Source organism: Alteromonas gracilis (assembly GCF_036870955.2).
Taxonomy (GTDB): Bacteria; Pseudomonadota; Gammaproteobacteria; order Enterobacterales; family Alteromonadaceae; genus Alteromonas; species Alteromonas gracilis_A.
This window is the reverse complement of sequence record NZ_CP145482.2, coordinates 1514254-1533213: the sequence shown is the minus strand read 5'-3', so window position 1 is coordinate 1533213 and position 18960 is coordinate 1514254. Positions and strand designations below refer to the sequence as shown.

14 protein-coding genes and 4 pseudogenes are annotated in these 18960 nt (G+C 43.7%); 10 read left to right on the top strand and 8 right to left on the bottom strand.

Going from position 1 to position 18960, the window contains the following annotated elements:
• Positions 1-289 precede the first annotated feature (289 nt).
• From V6N89_RS21720 to tmpT, 6 genes and pseudogenes are all read left to right on the top strand, one after another.
• Positions 290-2438, top strand: a pseudogene (locus tag V6N89_RS21720) (fatty acid cis/trans isomerase).
• A 143-nt stretch (positions 2439-2581) separates the two neighbouring features.
• A pseudogene (gene nadK / locus V6N89_RS07410) lies at positions 2582-3459 on the top strand (NAD(+) kinase).
• Between the two features lie 225 nt (positions 3460-3684).
• Positions 3685-4191: a DNA starvation/stationary phase protection protein Dps gene (gene dps, locus V6N89_RS07405; RefSeq protein ID WP_338517004.1), complete on the top strand. Its 507-nt coding sequence runs from the start codon at positions 3685-3687 to the stop codon at positions 4189-4191.
• A gap of 241 nt (positions 4192-4432) precedes the next feature.
• Positions 4433-6118 (top strand): annotated as a pseudogene (gene recN / locus V6N89_RS07400) (DNA repair protein RecN).
• Positions 6119-6241: 123 nt separating this feature from the next.
• Positions 6242-6598, top strand: coding sequence for an outer membrane protein assembly factor BamE (locus V6N89_RS07395; protein ID WP_338517003.1), 357 nt, complete (start codon positions 6242-6244; stop codon positions 6596-6598).
• A 100-nt stretch (positions 6599-6698) separates the two neighbouring features.
• On the top strand, positions 6699-7343 hold the full coding sequence (gene tmpT, locus V6N89_RS07390; protein WP_346993598.1) for a thiopurine S-methyltransferase: 645 nt from the start codon (positions 6699-6701) through the stop codon (positions 7341-7343).
• A gap of 20 nt (positions 7344-7363) precedes the next feature.
• Here the strand turns inward: tmpT and V6N89_RS07385 are convergent, their stop codons facing one another.
• Positions 7364-8005: a YceH family protein gene (locus tag V6N89_RS07385; RefSeq protein ID WP_338517002.1), complete on the bottom strand. Its 642-nt coding sequence runs from the start codon at positions 8003-8005 to the stop codon at positions 7364-7366.
• Between the two features lie 239 nt (positions 8006-8244).
• Here V6N89_RS07385 and V6N89_RS07380 point away from each other — a divergent pair, with 239 nt between their 5' ends.
• Entirely contained in the window at positions 8245-8994 is a 750-nt protein-coding gene (locus tag V6N89_RS07380; RefSeq protein WP_338517001.1) for a substrate-binding periplasmic protein, read from the top strand.
• 23 nt (positions 8995-9017) lie between these two features.
• Here V6N89_RS07380 and V6N89_RS07375 read toward each other — a convergent pair whose 3' ends face one another.
• The gene (locus V6N89_RS07375; protein WP_338517000.1) at positions 9018-10304 is read right to left on the bottom strand and encodes a DUF445 domain-containing protein; all 1287 of its coding nucleotides are present in this window, start codon (positions 10302-10304) and stop codon (positions 9018-9020) included.
• 796 nt (positions 10305-11100) lie between these two features.
• Between V6N89_RS07375 and V6N89_RS07370 the strand changes: the two genes are divergently transcribed.
• From V6N89_RS07370 to V6N89_RS07360, 3 genes and pseudogenes are all read left to right on the top strand, one after another.
• The gene (locus V6N89_RS07370; RefSeq protein WP_338516999.1) at positions 11101-11304 is read left to right on the top strand and encodes a hypothetical protein; all 204 of its coding nucleotides are present in this window, start codon (positions 11101-11103) and stop codon (positions 11302-11304) included.
• Positions 11279-11773: a hypothetical protein gene (locus tag V6N89_RS07365; RefSeq protein WP_346993597.1), complete on the top strand. Its 495-nt coding sequence runs from the start codon at positions 11279-11281 to the stop codon at positions 11771-11773. Before V6N89_RS07370 ends, V6N89_RS07365 begins: the two co-directional genes overlap by 26 nt.
• Before the next feature lie 34 nt (positions 11774-11807).
• Positions 11808-12390 (top strand): annotated as a pseudogene (locus tag V6N89_RS07360) (sugar O-acetyltransferase).
• 5 nt (positions 12391-12395) lie between these two features.
• On the opposite strand, the gene V6N89_RS07355 reads toward V6N89_RS07360, so the two are convergent.
• The 6 genes from V6N89_RS07355 to dkgB form a co-directional block, all read right to left on the bottom strand.
• Positions 12396-13538: an alpha/beta hydrolase family protein gene (locus V6N89_RS07355; protein ID WP_338516997.1), complete on the bottom strand. Its 1143-nt coding sequence runs from the start codon at positions 13536-13538 to the stop codon at positions 12396-12398.
• Positions 13539-13624: 86 nt separating this feature from the next.
• On the bottom strand, positions 13625-14485 hold the full coding sequence (locus tag V6N89_RS07350) for a hypothetical protein (RefSeq protein ID WP_338516996.1): 861 nt from the start codon (positions 14483-14485) through the stop codon (positions 13625-13627).
• Between the two features lie 137 nt (positions 14486-14622).
• On the bottom strand, positions 14623-16446 hold the full coding sequence (locus V6N89_RS07345) for a hypothetical protein (RefSeq protein ID WP_346993596.1): 1824 nt from the start codon (positions 16444-16446) through the stop codon (positions 14623-14625).
• A complete protein-coding gene (locus tag V6N89_RS07340; protein ID WP_338516993.1) occupies positions 16446-17360 on the bottom strand; it encodes an ABC transporter ATP-binding protein in 915 nt (304 codons plus the stop codon). Before V6N89_RS07340 ends, V6N89_RS07345 begins: the two co-directional genes overlap by 1 nt.
• A 1-nt stretch (position 17361) precedes the next feature.
• The gene (locus tag V6N89_RS07335; RefSeq protein ID WP_274743010.1) at positions 17362-17790 is read right to left on the bottom strand and encodes a GntR family transcriptional regulator; all 429 of its coding nucleotides are present in this window, start codon (positions 17788-17790) and stop codon (positions 17362-17364) included.
• 161 nt (positions 17791-17951) lie between these two features.
• Complete coding sequence (gene dkgB / locus V6N89_RS07330; RefSeq protein ID WP_338516992.1) at positions 17952-18755, bottom strand: 2,5-didehydrogluconate reductase DkgB; 804 nt, start codon at positions 18753-18755, stop codon at positions 17952-17954.
• Positions 18756-18960 lie beyond the last annotated feature (205 nt).

Here is an 18960-nt window from a genome sequence, read left to right as displayed (position 1 = left end):
ACAACGCATTATTGACTTATGCAGCTAAACCATGCTGAAACTCTATAAAGGAATAAAAAAATGAATACTCGGTAAGTTAGTAAAGCTCAGTTTGGCTTTAGGTTTTATCATTGCAATAGTAGCGGCGTGGCTCTGGAATACGCCAGAAGCGCCGCTTCTGAAAACCTATCAGACCGAGACGCTAACCGAAGCACTTCCCGAACACTTTTTTATTCAACAAGTTAACCCCGTTTTAACCAAGCGATGCGTTGTGTGTCACGCATGTTACGATGCGCCTTGTCAGCTTAAGATGTCTTCGCCTGAAGGCATTGCTCGCGGAGCAAACAAAGAAAAAGTGTATCAAGGTACTCGTCTAACCGCCGCACAGCCTAACAGGCTTTTTTTAGATGCACTCTCGACTGAAGCATGGCGAGAGCGCGACTTTTTTAGTGTTCTTCCTCATGCGAACGATTCGCAAGATTATACATTGCAGTCATCGGTACTCGCCCAAATGTTGCTGCTGAAAAAGCAATACCCTCAGCCCACTACTACGCACTTAGGCGAAGGCTTCGATATTAGTTTAAGCCGAAAACAACAGTGCCCAACCATTGATGAAATGGACAATTATATTGCTAACACACCAATGGGCGGTATGCCGTATGCACTTCCAGGGCTTGATGATAAAGAACAGACTATCGTACTTAGATGGTTGCAAAATGGCGCTCCACTTCCGCCAGCGCCATTGGTTAATGCAAAAGACGAAGCCTCTGTTCTTACCTTCGAGAAATGGATAAACGGCGAGAGCAAAAAAGCGCAATTGTCTGCCAGATATATCTATGAGCATTTGTTTACTTCTCATTTGTATTTCGAAGAAAACTGGACATCAACAGATAATACGAAACCCTTGTTCTTTAATTTGGTCCGCTCACGCACTGGGCCAGGCATGCCTATTGATATCATTGCCACAAGGCGTCCATTTGATGATCCGGGCGTAGAGCGTGTGTTCTACCGACTGCAGCCAGTACATGCGACTATTGTGAGCAAAACTCATCAGCCATATGCCATAAACAAAGCACTTATGAAAAAGTGGAATGAATGGTTTGTCGATGCCGATTTCACTGTTCCTTCACTTCCGTCTTACAAGCCTGACGTTGCTGCAAACCCGCTTACTGCATTTGCCCACTTACCAGTAAAAAGCCGCTATCGATTTATGCTTGAGCGCGCACAAAATACCATTATGGGGTATATCAAAGGCCCAGTCTGCCGAGGGCAAGTTGCGCTGAACGTGATCAACGACCGATTTTGGGTCTTCTTTGTAGACCCTGACGTGGCGGCTACAGAAGAAGTTAACGCGTTCTATAATTCACAGCGGCACAATCTACATCTACCTAGCAGAGAAAGAAAGCACAGCGCTTGCTGTGAATTGGGTTAAGTATGCAGAGCGTCAAGGTGATTATCTTCGTGCACGAAACGCATTTTTGAACAAAGCCTTCGAGCAGGGAGAGCACTTAAACTTAGATAGCATTTGGGCGGGCGATGGTGAAAACACTAACGCAACGTTAACCGTCTTTAGGCATTTTGATAATGCGACTGTAGTAAAAGGCATGGTTGGCAGTGCACCAAAAACAGCATGGGTCATTGACTACGCACTTCTGGAACGAATTCACTACCTGCTTGTGGCAGGGTTTGATGTCTATGGTAATTACGGTCACCAGCTAATGACTCGCTTGTATATGGACTTTTTGCGAATGGAAGGTGAGTCGAACTTCTTGACTTTATTACTGGTAGATAGCCGCAAAAAACTCTTGTCTCAATGGTATCAAAAAGCAAGCCCTGAGCTGACTGACTACCTCGAGGGTGACATTAACGATTTTAACCAAGCCAGTGGCATAGAATACGCAACATCATCGCCACAGCTTGAGCTTTACAGCATGCTTGCGAAACACTTGGCAAAAGTTCAGCCTTCAACCAATGTATTTGAAAGCAACCTACTCACCGACAAACAGCTAAATACATTAGCGACTATTAATCGCTTACCTGCCAAGCAAGCTACAATCTTGCCAGAGACAACCATTGTCGTCATACAAGACGATGAAAAACCAGATAAATTTGATGTGTTTACTATTTTGCGCAACAGTGCGCACTACAACGTAAACAGCTTGTTTGGAGAAGATGAAAATCGCAACCTTGGGCAGGACTCACTAACAATCGTTCACGGAATCTTGGGAAGCTATCCAGATGCATTTTGGCAGCTGAAAGCGTCCCAGATAGACGAAACGGTCGCGCAGCTCCACGCGATTCAGAATGAAACTGATTATAAAGCGCTGATGGATAACGTTGGAATACGCCGAACCCACCCTAATTTCTGGTCGTTTAGCGACAAGTTGCTATCGTGGTTTGAAACACACAATGTCGTTGACGGTGGCCTGCTGGATTACAATCGATTGGAAGATCGTTAAACGAGATCGTGCTTATGGAAGTTTGCCATGTATGTGAGGTTAAAGCGTTTTATTCGTTGCTAACTGCAGCTTAAACGCTTTCCTTTTGCAAAAAACCTGTGCTAATGTCCAACTCATTGGAAATGAAAGGACATTAGCGTTCCATGCCCTATCAAACCGTTGCTTTAATTGGAAAACCTGAACACGCGGCCACGCATGATAGTCTCAATATTTTGGCTGACTATTTACTGGCGAAAGGCTGTTATTTATTAGTTGAAGAAAGCATTGCGAAAGAGCTAGAGACTGACAATTTTCGTAGTTGTAACCTTGTTACTATTGGTAAAGAGGCCGATTTAGCGGTCGTTGTTGGCGGCGATGGTAGTATGCTTGGCGCAGCCCGTGTACTTGCTCGTTTCGATATCCATGTTGTTGGTGTAAACCGCGGTAACCTAGGTTTTCTAACCGACATCCACCCTGACGAAATTACACAACAACTTGAGCTTATTTTCACAGGCGAGTGCGTTGTTGAAGAGCGCTTTCTATTAGAAGTAGAAGTGTATCGCCACGAAAAACTCAAGAGCAATAACTCTGCGGTAAATGAGGTTGTCCTTCACCACGGCAAAGTAGCCCACATGATGGAATTTGAGATCTACATAGACGACCAGTTTGTCTTTAGTCAGCGCAGTGACGGTCTTATTGTTGCCACACCTACTGGCTCTACCGCCTACTCTCTTTCGGTAGGTGGCCCAATAATTATGCCTAAGCTAGACGCGCTTACACTTGTTCCTATGTTTCCGCACACCTTGAGCAGTCGCCCTATTGTTGTTGATGCAGACAGCCAAGTGTCTATGAAAGTATCCAAGGTGAACAGCGATTCGCTTCAAGTGAGCTGTGACAGCCACATTGTTTTGCTTAGGTATTGCCAGGAGATGAGATTCGAATCAACAAAAGTGCAGACAAACTGCATCTAGTGCATCCAAAGGGTTATAGCTACTTTAATGTTTTGCGTAAAAAACTTGGCTGGGGCAGTAAGTTATACTAATTGCCTCGCCTACCCTGCACATCTTACAACACCCTGTAGGTTTTTCTTACCCAGTATTTTATTGAAAAATAAAGATTTTTTAATAAAATAAATTTTCCTCATATATTCCGTCTACTTAGGTTTTAAACGGCACCTCGGCATAGTGGTTGCAACTTCCATGGTATCTCGTCGAATTTGAACAATTCATTTTTCGACCTTTTTCGCACTAGATAATCAGGAGATATCATGAGCACTACCAATATCAAATTTACAGCACCAGGTATGGACAACGACGCCGCTGCAAAAACCATCGAGGTATTGGAGAAGCGCCTAGTCGCGTTACTAGACTTACAGTTAACGTTAAAGCATATTCATTGGAACGTTGTAGGCCCTAATTTTATTGGCGTACACGAAATGCTTGACCCTCAAGTCGATGCAGTTCGCGGTATGACAGACACAATCGCAGAGCGTATAGCCACGTTGGGTGGCGTACCTAAAGGCACACCGAAGGCCATCGTTGAAGCCCGCAGCTGGGAAGATTATAACATTGGCAAGGGCCTAGTGATGGATCACCTTAAAGCACTTGACGCAGTGTATTCAGGAGTCAATGGCGACCATCGCTCTGCTATCGATACGCTAGGCGAACTTGACGCCGTGTCTGAAGACATGATTACAGGCCAATTAGCTGAACTAGAACAATTTCAATGGTTTGTTCGCGCACACATTGAATCAGGTAGCGGTGAGCTACAATAACCAAATATATAAAACTGTAAAGAGAGGCGCTTGCCTCTCTTTTTTATGCAGTATATTACTCTAAACTTTTTATTGAAAAGATATCGTAGCCCACAAACAATATAAATTTAATCACTTTAAATTCAAATACTTAAATCATTATCCACTGTTCAGAACCACACTTCGCTTTACATGTAAAAAATACTGTATATATTTACACGTACTGTATATATCATCATGTTCAATTTTATAGAGTGTGGTTATGTTAGCGCATCTTTCAATTACAAACTTTGCGGTTGTAAAACAATTATCGGTTCAGCTTGAAAACGGGCTGACAGCCATCATAGGTGAAACTGGTGCGGGTAAATCCATTGCTATTGATGCGCTAAGTCTTTGCTTAGGTGAACGCGCCGATGCCAATGCTGTGCGAAAAGGCACTGCAAAGGCAGAAATTATTGCGCATTTCTCGTTGCAAGATAACACACTCGCTAAAGCATTTTTGGAAGAGCACGAACTTACGTCAGACGAAGATGACAACACCTGCTTCATTCGTCGTGTCATTTCAAAAGAAGGGCGTTCAAAAGCCTTTATCAACGGTATTCCTGCGTCTTTGCAGCAATTAAAAGGTCTAGGCCAATACTTGCTTGCAATCCACGGGCAAAATACACATCTACAGTTGTTAAAAGAAGACCATCAGCGTCACTTAATCGATACATATGCAGCTCATCCCCCCTTCTCAATGCAGTAAAGCACGCCTATGCGGCATGGCGAGAAAAACAAAAAACGCTTAGCGAATTGCAAGCCCAAGCCCAACAACGCGAAGACAGACTGCAACTACTCACGTATCAGGTACAGGAACTTGATGAGTTCGCCATTGAAGAAGGTGAATTTGAAGAGCTTGAAACCGAACACAAGCGGTTGAGCAATGGTCAAAGCTTACTCGAACAAGCGCAAACCAGCGTGTACAACCTGTATGAAAGTGATGAAGGCAACGCATTGTCTGTTATCCAAAACAGCATTGAACGTCTTGGTGAACTAGAAGCTCACGATGCAACACTTACCCCTATTGTTGCTATGCTGAATGACGCTGCTATTCAAGTAGAAGAAGCAGCCGGAGAATTACGAGCCTATTGCGACCACCTTGAAATTGATCCATTAAGGCTTCAACAAGTTGAAGCGCGCTATTCTAAGGCAATGGAACTGGCTAGAAAGCATAGCGTGATGCCAGAAGATTTATTTAAACATCACCAAGAGCTTGCTAGCGAATTTAACTTATTGGGTGAGCAAGAAACCTTGCTGGGTACACTAGAATCTGAAGTAGAAAAGGCAAAGACAGCCTATTTAGCGACAACAAAGCGCTTGTCTGAAAGTAGAGCGTCAGCTTCTGTAAAACTTGCGGATGACATTGAAGTACAAATTCGTCAAATGAATATGCCCCACGCAAAAGTATGTATCGAAGTAAACTACGATGAATTAAAGAAACCGAGTAAGCTCTGGACTTGATGCCGTAGAATTTAAAGTGTCAACCAACCCAGGACAAGATGCCGACAAGTTAGAAAAAGTGGTGTCAGGTGGCGAACTCTCTCGCATAGGACTTGCTATTCAAGTTATTGCTAGTGATAGTCAAGCCACGCCAACCATGATTTTTGATGAAGTTGATACTGGTATAAGTGGGCCAACAGCTTCTATCGTCGGTGGCCTGCTTCGAAAACTAGGTGGGCAATCACAAGTCATGTGTGTCACTCACTTGCCGCAAGTGGCAGCACAAGCGCATAACCAGCTGTTTGTTACCAAGTTAACTGACGGAGAAAGTACTGAAACACAAATGCTAGCGCTTACCAAGCAAGACCGAATTGATGAGCTAGCGCGTCTGCTAGCAGGTGATAAAGTAACCAAATCTGCCTTAGCCAATGCCAAAGAACTGCTGAAAAGCGCTGCATCGAACTAAAATGCAGTTGATTGGTCATAGTTGTCAATGTAGCATGCTTTCGCGCTTGCAATAAAACAGCCTGCTTTTAGCGTTTTAGCGAATAACAGGCACGAACAAAGGCAATACTGGACAAAATCACGCATGAAGTTGCAACACCTATTAGTAATTCTTGGCATTACGCTTACATCTACAGCTTGCTCAAATTGGATTTATCGAATTGATGTACCACAAGGAAACTTTCTAGACCAACGCGATGTTGAGCAACTTCGCGTCGGCATGACAAAAGAACAAGTTATCTATGTACTAGGAAACCCAGTTGTTCAAGATTCTTTTGACGACGATACTTGGTATTACATCTACAATATGAAGCGCGGTATGAAAAAGCGCGGTGATGACTTCCAAAAGCATATGGTGATTAATTTTGTGGATAACAAAATTGATAACATTGAAGGTGACTTTGAGCTTTCAGAAGACTTTAATACACCGTTAGACAATTAAGCAATATCAGTAGGTAGTAACGCAGTTGCTACCTTTCTACACCAAGATGAGTGCGCTCGCTTGGGGCTCATACAAAACAAGCAAACAGTGAAGGCGTTTTATGGAACACAGCTTTTGGCATAGCAAGTGGCAGAAAAATGAGATTGGATTTCACGAGCCACAAGGTAATGCATTGCTTGTAAAGTATGCTGATACGCTTCTGGACCCACCACAGAACCAACGTATTTTTGTTCCCTTGTGTGGCAAGACAAAAGACATTGGATGGCTGTTATCGCAAGGTGTTGAGGTAGTGGGAGCTGAATTAAGTGAAGTCGCTATTAAACAGCTCTTTGAAGAACTTGGCGTTACACCGAAAATAGACATTACGACAAAAGGTGCAACCTACTCTACACATGCACTAACCATTTTTGTTGGTGATATTTTCAAACTCGACGCTGACGACATAGGGCCTGTAACAGGCGTGTATGACAGAGCTGCGCTGGTAGCGCTGCCTGAAGACCTAAGAGCAATGTACGCGGCTCACTTAAACAAAATAACCAAAAGTGCAAAGCAGTTGATCGTGTCCTTCGAATACGATCAAAGCGCCATGGCAGGACCACCATTTAGCGTTAACGAAGAGACCGTAGACGCGCTTTACAGTGCAAACTACGAGATCAAAAGATTAGAACGCTCAGAATTGGTTGGCCGCCTCAAAGGCAAAGTGGATGCCGAAAACTTAGTTTTCCTTTTGGCGGCCAAGTCATAGCGCTAAATTTAAAAGCCTACCTATTTTAAAAACTCATCTAACAACGCTTCTAAACGCTCGACCCTTTGCTCTAGTGCCGACAGGCGGTCCTGGTCTTGATGATAGTCAGAAGGCGCTGTGCTGCTTTTTGTGACTTCCTCTAGAGCAAAGTCTTTACCTGAAAATAGGTGTGCATAACGAGACTCTCTTTTGCCAGGCTCTCTCTCAAGTTTTATGACTACCTGGTCGCCGTTTAAATTATCCAATTCAGCTAGACAGTTTTCGACTTCCGTTACATTACTAAACTCAGCCAATCGGTTGGTTCGGTTTCTCAACTCTCCTGGAGTCTGCGGGCCGCGTAACAATAATACGCAAATTATGGCTTTTTGCTGCGCAGTCAGTTTAAAACTGCCGAATTCAGTATTGCAAAATCTATGTTTGTATTTTGGCACTCGACCAGAAAATACGCCCTCGTCATCAACTAACTTTAACGCAACTAACTCATCGATAGTGTTCTGCACGTATCCCTCTGACAAGCTCATTACTGGCTCACGGTTACTCTTTTGGTTACATCCATTGGTCAATGCGTTGAGGGAAAGTGGATATTGGTCAGGCGTAGTAACCTCTTTTTCTAACAATACACCGATAACTCTACATTGATGTTCAGTAAGCTGAAGGTTCATAGTTTTTGCTCCGAAATGAACAAATGACGCTTAATATCCTGAAATTTATAGAATAACTGTCCATAAATAAACCTCTATTTCTGTTAAATGAGACATTTGACTTACTGCTATTTGTCGTTGACAGAAATACGGGCTTCACATATGTTCATGAGTATAATCTACTTTTACTCGTTGAATTTTTGTTTTATTCAAAACTTACCTCACTCGTTGACAAATGCTGTTGTCTTACACTGTACTTAGTGGCACTGACAGCATTTACTGCAGTAAAGGCGACTGCCGATAATTCTCTCAACCAAAAAGTTACGCCTGTAATACACATCGCTGTCGAGCCTACCCCACCATTTTCTACTGTCGACAGTCATGGGGAGATTTCTGGCTTAGATAAGGACTTGGCCGAGGCGCTTTTAGTGCCGCTGGGATATAAAATAAGAATGGTTTCTTGTCCGTGGATACGATGCCTTCGAATGGTGGAAGAAGGCAAAGTAGATATGATTTTTGGCTTGTCTAAAAATGCGCAGCGAGAGAAAAGTTTTATTTTTCTTGAGCCCCCATTTATTACTTCAACCACTGAAATTGCCAGTTACCAACTTGCTGACAGCACCTTCAAAGTTACCCAACTTTCCGATTTTCATTCGCTTGACGTAGGCGTACAACGCGGCGCTTTGCATTTCCGAGCATTCGATAATGATTCGCAAATCAATAAAACTGAATTAAAAGATATTACGACCATGATTAATATGTTGGTCAAAGGGCGTATCGACACTTTTGTCATGCCAACTGTCGCAGCGGAACAATATTTGGCGCAGCTAAACTACACGAACTTAGTCAAGCGTGGAGAATTTACTCACATCGAAGAGCAAGGTGGTTACATGGTATTATCCAAATTATCTAAACATCGTAACGCCGCGAGAATAATGATGCAGAGAATTGAAAAACTGAAGCAATCTGGACAACTTCACACCATTCTTAAGACTTACCATGTTGAATAAACAGTACAGTTAAATACACTACCTTAACCGCCCACGAGCATTTCTATTGAGAATAAAATAGCACCAATAAGGCCGCCTACAATGGTTCCATTTATGCGAACTTTTTGAAGATCTCGCCCAATGTTTAGCTCGACTTGCTGCGCCATTTCACGTTCATCCCAACTGTTAATGGTGTCTCGAATGTGCCTTGTTAAAAATTCAGCCAATTCTGGGGCCATGTATTTTGCCGCTTCCCCGATATGCTTATTAAAGGCGTGAGATAAATCGCTGTCGCTCGTTAGATTTGCGCCAATGTCTTTTAGCAAGGACGCCACTTTGGTTTCTGCCTTGCCTTCTTTTTCATCCAGTGACGTTAGTAACCAAGCGTGGAAGCGTCCCCATGATTGATGCACGTAATTCTTAAGCGCGGGGTCGTTCACTATCTTCTCTCTATAACCATTTACCTTCTTTTCCATTAACGGACTGTGTTGCAGTTCATAGAGAAACTCGTGCACTTGTTCGTCAAATGCATGGCGAATAGGGTGTTCTTCGTCGTGATAAATATCTTCTAAAATACTGGACACAGCCTTTACAGCAATCAATGCGCCTTGCTCACTTAACCAGCTAGAGGGTAAAATCTTTTCAATGCGACTGTATTCCGTTTTAAGCCACATCACTAACGTATCAGCAATGTAAATTTGCGTATCAGGCTGCGCCATCAGGTTAGCTAACTTGCCCAACACCCTATCTAATACCACTTGATGCTGCCGCTCTTTGGTAACCGCGTTTAACGATGTAGCCATAAGCTGGCGCAAATCAAGCTGCTTAATGCCTTTTTCTGCAGTACGTGCAATGAACGCTTTTACTGGTTCATCGTCTAGCACCCTTAACACCCCAGCTAGCGCATCGCAGATAAAGCGACTCAACCGTGTTGCGTTAGCATCAACTACTAGCCAACGACCAGCTCCCTTCGCTGGGTCACTATTGCGAATAAGCTTTTCTATAGCCTCTGGGTGAAAGAACTTTTCTTTTACGAACAACGAAAGGTTATTGGCGATAACAGTTTTGTTACTTGCCACAATGTTAGTATGGGGGATGGGATATTTTGCGGGAATAGGTTTAAAAAGTGCCGTTACTGCAAACCAATCGGCGAGCCCCCCGACCAGAGCGGCCTCACTAGCCATTTTAACTAGCCCAAGCCACCACGCATTGGCTAACTCGGGCATAAATTTTGGCACCATCGTGGTGATCATAAACACACTAGCGGCAACAATAAGGCAACCCAATGCAAGCCGTTTTGCTTGCGCTAACTGCGTGTATTTATCCTGCATGAATTCTCCGTTCCATTTTTGCCATCATATGCATGCCCATAAAACTTGGATTGCTAAACCCAATAACGAGACGAGCACTTTGCACACAAATACTAATCTATGCAAACCCATGCAAACCGCAGGCCTCTTTACAGCTCTCAACGTTGATGAGCCAATAATACCTATTCTACTTTTCTAATCGCGCCCAAAAATTTAAACAAACATTGCCACTTACCAAAATCGCTTTGCAGCACTTTTGGGACAGACACATTCTTTACTATCCCATATCCAATAAACAGCGTTGCAAACAGTTTTGGACAGACACTTAAATGCCTTCATTACCTCACTAAAATAAGCTTTCAGCCGATTTTGGACACACACTCTTTTTTCATAAAAAGATTAGAAAACCATTATAGACAGACACTTCTATGAGTGTCTGTCCATAATGGATGAACGGTTTTCAAAGTGTCTGTCCACTTTCATATCCACTGTACGCCAATTTAAAATTTAATAGGCTGCGCAGATGCATAGCTCCTACAGTTTACTAGCTAATAATCACCCACTTATGAGTAATTTACCTACTTATTAGCGAGATTTGCCAAAAATAAGGAAGTCACGCTTGCCATTTACGAAAACCACGACCCAAAAAAACATAACCCATTGTTATCATTAGATAAAAAACATGGCACGTTATATGATATCTCTATGACAAATAGTCGATTAATATCTCGTTACGACTGTTTACAATTAATCACAACGCATTGCGTTACATTGAGCGAACTAAGGCTCGCTCCGCTGTTTAAAAGGAAATAAAAATATGAAAAAGTCTCTTGTTGCTGGCGCTATGCTACTTGCTTCGGCCTCTATGTTGTCAGGCTGTGTTATCCATATCGGCGATGCCAGCGCGATGGAAGGCAGCGATTTCAGTTCGATATTGGGCAACATTGATATCGCTGAAGGTAAGCACGCGGGAGATATTTCATCGGTTAATGGCAATGTTGAAATCAGCGACCACGCTTAGTGCAGACGATGTCAGCATAGTGAATGGTAATTTAGAAATGGAAAGCCATGTTTCGGTTCGTAGTATCGACATCGTTAACGGTGATATTTCAGCAACGTCACACCTTAGTGTGTTAGGTAACGTTGAATCTGTAAATGGTAATATTACCCTGCCAGAGCAAAGTAAAATTGGTGGCCATGTTGAAACGGTGAACGGAGATATCACTGCCACCGATACTGTGGTAGAAGATGATGTTGAAACACTAAACGGTGACATTACGCTTAAGGGCAACACGCATATTGTCGGTAACATAATTTATCGCGAGAGTGAAAATTCATGGGGTGAACGCTCTGACAACAAACCGACACTGACTATCGAGAGCGACGTTGTAATTGATGGAACTATTATCTTAGAGCGGCCTGTCAATTTAGTCTTCGACAATGATGCTTTTGATAAAAAAGTGGTTGTCAGTTATGGCGGAGCACAGTAACGTAGCGCTTTTTTTTAAGTGCTAGCACCTACCTATGACCGAACAGGAAAAGATGTTGTCAGGCGAGTTGTATTACCCGTCTGACAAACTACTCACCACGCTGCGAAAGCAGTGCCGTAAACAGCTCGACCTTTTAAATGCTACCTGCCAAACCGAGCATAAAAAGCGCACCCAACTCTTAAAAACCTTGTTTGGAAGCACCTAGTAAGCGGCTTTATATCGAATCGACATTTAAGTGCGACTATGGCGAGAATATTCATGTTGGCGAAAACTTTTATGCTAATTTCAACTGCGTTATTTTAGATGCTGCTCGCGTAACGATAGGCGACAATTGCATGCTCGCTCCTCAGGTAGGGCTATATACCGCTACTCACCCAATTGACCCAATACAAAGAGCCACCGGCATTGAGTTCGCCAAGCCTATAACACTTGGCGATAACTGTTGGATTGGGGGTATGGCGGTCATAAATCCAGGCGTAACGCTTGGCAATAACGTTGTTGTTGCCTCTGGTGCTGTGGTGACAAAGTCGTTTGGCGACAATGTGGTACTAGCAGGTAATCCTGCCAAAGTGATAAAACACATTGAGCCAGGCGAAAACCCGCTAGTTAACCTGTAAACGCTTTAATTTTTAACACTATTGGTATCGATAGTCATAAATTTGTCGAAATAGCGTGTGAGCGATGGTGTTACTTGTTTCTCCATTCTCCCATGAAGATGTGTAAACAGCGCACGCTCAAGTAAGTAAAGGTAACCGTCTTTTGCAAGCGTACTTTTTGGGCTGTGCCCTTCTCGGGCATCACTCACTAAACTAATGGCCTTGCCATCAGCCTGTAGCCTTAACGCAAATTCTCGCACATCTTCAATCGCTACCCTATCATCTTGCGCACCTGCCCACATATACAGAGGCTTATCAATCTTCTGCCAGTGCTTATCAGGCGACTTTTCATAAAGGTGTGTCACGTCTTGGCGATTGGTTATATCAACCATCAAAGCGGAAAAGCGAGGCAAACGCATTGGCAAGAAAACTGCGGGTATAGCTGATTTGTAGTGCCTGATGGTATCAGACATATTGTTGGGAGCGGCGGCGGCAAAAGCAACGCTAAATTTATCGGGTGTAAATGCCAACGCATTAATTGCACTAAAACCACCAAACGAATGCCCAACAATAGCTAAACGATCTGCACGGCCCACACCATTTTCAAGCAAGTAATCCACACCGTCGATAATATCCTGTTGAACACGTCCATTGCCAAAATCGCGCTGGGCGCTTGTCATGTATGTCTGTCCCATACCCGTTGAACCCCGAAAATTGGGCTCGAACACGGCATAACCTCGGTTTGCCATAAACTGGCTAATGCGATTGTAGGAGCCATGACTTCTATTCCACGGCCCTCCATGAGGAAAAACAACCAAGGGAACCTCGCTGGCCACATAGCCATTAGGTAATGTCAGGTAACCAAACAGCGGCATGCCATCACTGGCTTGATACTGAATTGGCACTCTACGCGCAGACCATGATGCGTCTGTTTGCGAGGATTCAATGTGCGATAAAGGAGTTATCCAGGTGTCAGATTCGGCCAAATACAGCCTGAAATGCACACTACCACTTTGCTGATCTTCTTCGGCAACAAGCCAGTGTGTTAACGATTTATCAGGGGTAAAACGATAAATATTATTACTTGTTTTGCTCGTCAGCTTATTGAGCAACACCTCGGCATTTGTCGTTAAGGCTTGGTAGTGTACATACTGTGTTTCATAGCCCAAAAGAAACGGTTTGCCCTCCGGTGATACAAAAAACTGTGAAGCATCAAACGGTGGACTATTTTGGGTTGTAATGGCTTCCTTGATGCTTAGGTCTTCGTATTTATGGCGTGAAGCGTCGCTGTGTCATTATCAATTTGACCAGAGAGCAGCAGCGTGTGGGTTTTCGCAGACCAGTGTTGTATTTTACACGTATCAAACACCTCGCACTTTATGATTTCTCGTTCTTCATCAGCAAGCAGCTGAACAACACTTTGATAATCGTTACCCATTAGTGAGACAAACCTTACCGCCTCTTCATCTGCCCAAAAATTCATTATTGGAAGTGACGAGCGATACTGAACAGATTCATTTGAGTGACTGTCCGGTTTTGATAGTGCTTGACTGTCCGATTGCTCATTTGAGTGACTGTCCACTTTTACTAGCGAGTACATGCTTTGGTTAACATTGTATTTAAGCAGCCAAAATGCATCGGGGTTATGACTGTCTGTTTTGACAAACAAAGTGTTAGCATCGCTTAAGCGATAGCGCGTTTGCGCAAGCTGTTGTTTAGATAGCCCAACAAATACAATCCGTTTTGCGTCCACATAAACAAGACGATTGCTGTTTGCAGTCCAACTTAGGTTTTCAAAGTTGTGCGCAGTGATAAGCTTTACATGCTTATCCGACGCAACGTCATAAACCCAAAGTTGCTTGCGCTTATTTTCCTTAATGACATAGCTCATTTTAAGGCCATCGGGCGATAGCAATACGCTTTCGATGGGTTGCTCTTTATTAAATACGGCCCTACTAATTAACGCAGACTTCGGTTTAGAAAGCGCCTGCTGCTTTGCTCGCTCAATGGGTACATATTCATTATTTTCCTGCGCGGCGTAGGATACTTTCATCGCAACACCCATCAAGGACACACATAACCATAGATACACTGATACCTGCCATCTGGTATTCATAGCATTCCTTTAAAATTTAAAAACAGATTGAAGTAGCAAACACTGCTTTCAACGAGTGTTTGTTAGCGGCAACCACGTTTTGTGCCTTACGTGATTGCCGTTTTGGTAGTTAACCCTTTAGTGAGTATTTAGGCGTGTTAACTTCGCCTTAGCGGCTGAAGCAACACAAAACTGAGTAACGCGGGAAGCCCCAATACCATACCCAATATACGCCAGGTAAGGCGAAGACTCGCTTTGTCGACAAGCGCTCTGGTAAGGCGCCACAACACTAGCACCGATGCGAATTGAAGTAGTGCGGCAACCACCCAAATGTAAAGCGGATAGTGTTGATTTTTTATGTCTTCAAGGCTCATGTAACGGCTTTCAAATGGGTCAATGAAATGGGCAAGCAGCTCTTCCGACACAAAGATAAACGGCGCGACAATAAAGTTATAGTGTCGTACCCAACCAGGTAAACTGTGTAAATAGAACTCTCGCTCCCCTAGTTTTTCGCTACTGCCATCAAGGCGAGTAATAAACACTTCGGCGCCTGGGCGATCAAACCCGAAGTAATGTTCGCCAGTAAAGATAAGTAAATATCCATCGGCCACTTTTAATCCATATGCAGTGTCGGCTCCACCAACACTTGCTGGATAAACAAACTGGTAATCCACCACGAACTCGGCAAAATCATCATATAGCGTATTACGATTAAACATCAAAAGCTGAGTAGAGGTGGAAATCCTGCCTACCTGTTCTGACAACCATAATGCACTGATATAGCGCTCCCCGGCATTAGGACGGTGTTTGACAAGCAAGGACTTTGTTTCAAAATCGATGCTGTATAGGCCATCTGGCGTCGATAAAAACTTGCCTTGGCTTAAATGAGGAACAAACTCAAAACGGTCACTGCTTTTCGCATCATTAACCGACGCCAGAAAGCCATCGCGCCCAATAGCACCTAAAGACTTGCCGGAGTAACCATCAACGCCTACAAGCAGCATTTCGTCATGTGAAAACTTCCACACATTTCGCGTATCGGGGTCGACAATAGCGTCTTGATTATCAAATCGATGCAGCTGATTTCTTCGCGCCGACTGCCAAGGAGTCACCGGTAACGACATAATGTCCGCCAGCTTGGCTTGATTCGCATAGTGCGCGGCTTGCACATGACCACTGCCCTCTAATATGTAGCCTACCGCGTTTTCAAAGTTGTTTTCCCAGATTAATTTTCGTGTCCCATCAATCGGGTTCATATCAGGATGTTTACCTATGGCCATCATCGGCAAGTGATAAAATATAGTAGTAGCAAGTATGAGCACAATAACCACACTATAACTCACGCCGGTTGCCAACAAGCCTGTGCCCAAGGGAGTATCCAGTGGTTTATTCAAATCTGGCTTGAAGCTTTTAATGTTTAAATAGAACAAGGCGCAAAGCATAAACACTAGAGGTACGTATTGCGCTAGGGTGTTTTTGGGCTCTGGGAAAAAAGCAATAAATAATGTGTAAAACACCAAAATAGCAAATCGGGAACGATGCAATACCGAGAGCGTCCCTACCATGTAGCACGCCGCATTAAGTAAAGTCAGATAGCCAATAAACTGGTAGTGACGCCAATCGACAACTTTATTGGTGAAGTTGTCGTACCCCAGCGTAGTAATGAGTAGCGACAAGGAAATCGTACTCATAAGAACGGTAATCCCTGCCAGCATGAGGCTTAGGTAGATTTTGCTGCTGTCTAATGGTAGATGGATAAGAAAAACCCAGAAGTTTTTCTTCTTCCATAACAGAGCGTGCACAATACCAAAAACGAGCGAGACAATAATGCTACCCACCGTAAGTAAAAAACCCATATTGCGGTGCAAAATATCCCACAAGCCCATTTTGGGCAGCATTAAGTATGCCGCAAGAAGTAAGGCTAACGCCGTTGAGGCAAGTAACGCAAAGCGTTGAAATTCGCTTTTATAGAGTGCAAACATTACGACAGCTCCACAGGCTTGTTATGGTTTCTAGTGAGGTAAGCGTTAACCGCGTTTTCAAGGTTCACTGGCATAGACTGCACAAATTTGGCCCCCATAAGCTTTAGCAGGGAAGCAAAGTTTGTATCGCTTACTTGGTCGGCCACCACAATGTGATGCAGCCCTTCGATAATTTTGTAGCTTAAAAAGCCCGGAATATTTTCTGGCTCAAAGGTCCTGCCGTCGAAATCTACCGTCCACGCCGTAACTCGAGAGAGAAACTCATCGGGCGTGCAATTATTGATAAGCCTTCCCTTTTCCATAAGAATGAGGTTATCTGCCAAGCGCTCTATCTCTTCCATTTGGTGTGAACAGTAAATAATGGCCGCATCTTGTTCAGTGCCTATCAGCATCAATGACTCTAAAAAGCTTTGCTTAGCCACCACGTCTAACCCAAGCGTAGGCTCATCTAGAATCAACAGTTTAGGCTGCTGCGCCAGTGCTAAAGACAAACTAAAACCTGCCCTTTCTCCTCTTGATAGCCCCGACACCTTCTGTTTTGGATCGATATCGAAGTAGCTAATTGTTCGGTTAAAAACATCTTGTTCCCATTGTGGGTAAAAGCTGCGCTGCAATTTCATTACACTGGACACGGACATCCACTCAGGCAATGTATGCTCTTCGTTTACATAACCTATTTGAGCGCGGTCTTTGGACGTTAGGTGTTGAGAGGGTCTTCCTAAAACATGACAGCTTCCTGAAGTTGGCGTATCAATGCCAAGCAACAGTCTAAATAGCGTAGACTTACCCGCACCATTACTGCCTACAATGGTATGAATACCGCTGCGCGGTACCGTCAGCGTAAAGCCATCCAACGCCTTTTTATTACCAAATTGACGAGTTAACAAATCCGTTTCGATACACACTTCAGACATGTTATTCACCGTTTGACGCTTTACGAGGGCGAACGCTTTCCAGCGCATTTGCTACTGTACTAAGCAACGTCTCTTGGCTGTAATCTAGATAGGCCACTTCATTGACAAAGACTTCAACAGCACTGTCTAGTTTCTGCTGCTGTGCTTCCTGACTCAGCATTTGGCGCTGCTGCGCCACAAATAGCCCTTTGCCTTGATGCGATTCAAGTACACCTTGTGAGGTAAGCTCGTTATAGGCTTTTGCCACGGTATTAGCATTAACCAGCAGTTGCGTAGCAAGCCCTCGTACGCTTGGAAGTTTGGCCCCGACCTCTAGTTCATTGCGCGCCACCAGCATACGAACCTGATCGACAATTTGCTTGAATATAGGACGAGCATCTCCAGTGGAGACCTGAATACTTAACGGTTTCACTTTTTGTATATTTTGCATATCACACTCAACTGTACCATCTGTATTAATACAGTATACAGCGTTTATTTATGCAAACATTTTTTTAAAAAAAGGGACAGACACAAAAAAACGGTGGGGCGCGCTGCCGCTCGCCTCACCGTTTTTGTACTTTATAGCTGCTAACTTAATTTATTGGCTAATCAGTCCCACTGCGGCGCGAAATCAGGATCAACAATTCGCTTGCCATTATCTAAACCGTCTATTCGCTGCAACTCTTCATCCGACAATTGAACTCCACCATAGGCTAGGTTTTCAGAAAGGTGCTGTCTACTTGTTGAAGAAGGTATGGCGTAATAATGGCGCTTTTCCATCCAAGAAAGAACGACCTGCGCAGGGGTAGCAACATGTGCATCTGCGATTTGCTTTAACGTATCGTCTTTCATGACATCACCAACGGCAAAAGGCATATAGGCGGTAACACGGATCCCTTTGTCGCGACACGCTTTTACCACCTGCTGATTTTGCATAAACGGATGCAGTTCAATCTGATTGGTATACAACTCACCTTCACCTAGAATTGCCTCTGCTTTGTTCATCAGATATATGGTGAAGTTGGACACACCTATGTGCCTTGCCAGGCCTAGCTTTTTCGCTTGAGCGAGTTGAGTTAAGTAAGCTTCAAGCGCAATGTCTGTCCCAGGGTAAGGCCAATGAACGAGCAGCAAGTCGACATATTCAAGCTTCAGCTTTGCCAAACTCTCGTGAACGCTGGGAATGAACTGATCGTCACCTAGCGACTCATACCATACTTTTGTGGTGACAAATAGATCTGAGCGTGCGATGCCACTAGTTTGAATTGCATCGCCAACTTGCGCCTCATTTCCATATATTTGTGCTGTATCTATATGTCTAAAACCCGCATCTAATGCATTGGTGACAGCATCTCGCGCCACGTCACCTTCAAGTCGAAATGTGCCTATTCCTAACTGCGGCATGTCTTTCATAGCATCTCCTTGTCAACATTAATGAATATCAATACCTACGAGTAACATGCTGAGGAAGATCGCCTTTATACTTAAGTAGCAAATGTAATGTATTGCTCCCGTTATATTTTTCCTTGTGCTAATCTGCCGTTGATGTGAATTATGGCAATGTATCTAGACAGGCTTTTGGTATAGTGTTGAAGATAAATATGTTTAAAAACCTTCT

Coding starts and splice junctions, on each gene's coding strand:
- dps (WP_338517004.1), top strand. CDS start 3,685: ATGAGCACTACCAATATCAAATTTACAGCACCAGGTATGGACAACGAC.
- V6N89_RS07365 (WP_346993597.1), top strand. CDS start 11,279: ATGTTGAAATCAGCGACCACGCTTAGTGCAGACGATGTCAGCATAGTG.
- V6N89_RS07335 (WP_274743010.1), bottom strand. CDS start 17,790: ATGCAAAATATACAAAAAGTGAAACCGTTAAGTATTCAGGTCTCCACT.
- V6N89_RS07385 (WP_338517002.1), bottom strand. CDS start 8,005: ATGAACCTTCAGCTTACTGAACATCAATGTAGAGTTATCGGTGTATTG.
- V6N89_RS07340 (WP_338516993.1), bottom strand. CDS start 17,360: ATGTCTGAAGTGTGTATCGAAACGGATTTGTTAACTCGTCAATTTGGT.
- V6N89_RS07370 (WP_338516999.1), top strand. CDS start 11,101: ATGAAAAAGTCTCTTGTTGCTGGCGCTATGCTACTTGCTTCGGCCTCT.
- dkgB (WP_338516992.1), bottom strand. CDS start 18,755: ATGAAAGACATGCCGCAGTTAGGAATAGGCACATTTCGACTTGAAGGT.
- V6N89_RS07375 (WP_338517000.1), bottom strand. CDS start 10,304: ATGCAGGATAAATACACGCAGTTAGCGCAAGCAAAACGGCTTGCATTG.
- V6N89_RS07395 (WP_338517003.1), top strand. CDS start 6,242: ATGAAGTTGCAACACCTATTAGTAATTCTTGGCATTACGCTTACATCT.
- V6N89_RS07345 (WP_346993596.1), bottom strand. CDS start 16,446: ATGTTTGCACTCTATAAAAGCGAATTTCAACGCTTTGCGTTACTTGCC.
- tmpT (WP_346993598.1), top strand. CDS start 6,699: ATGGAACACAGCTTTTGGCATAGCAAGTGGCAGAAAAATGAGATTGGA.
- V6N89_RS07350 (WP_338516996.1), bottom strand. CDS start 14,485: ATGAATACCAGATGGCAGGTATCAGTGTATCTATGGTTATGTGTGTCC.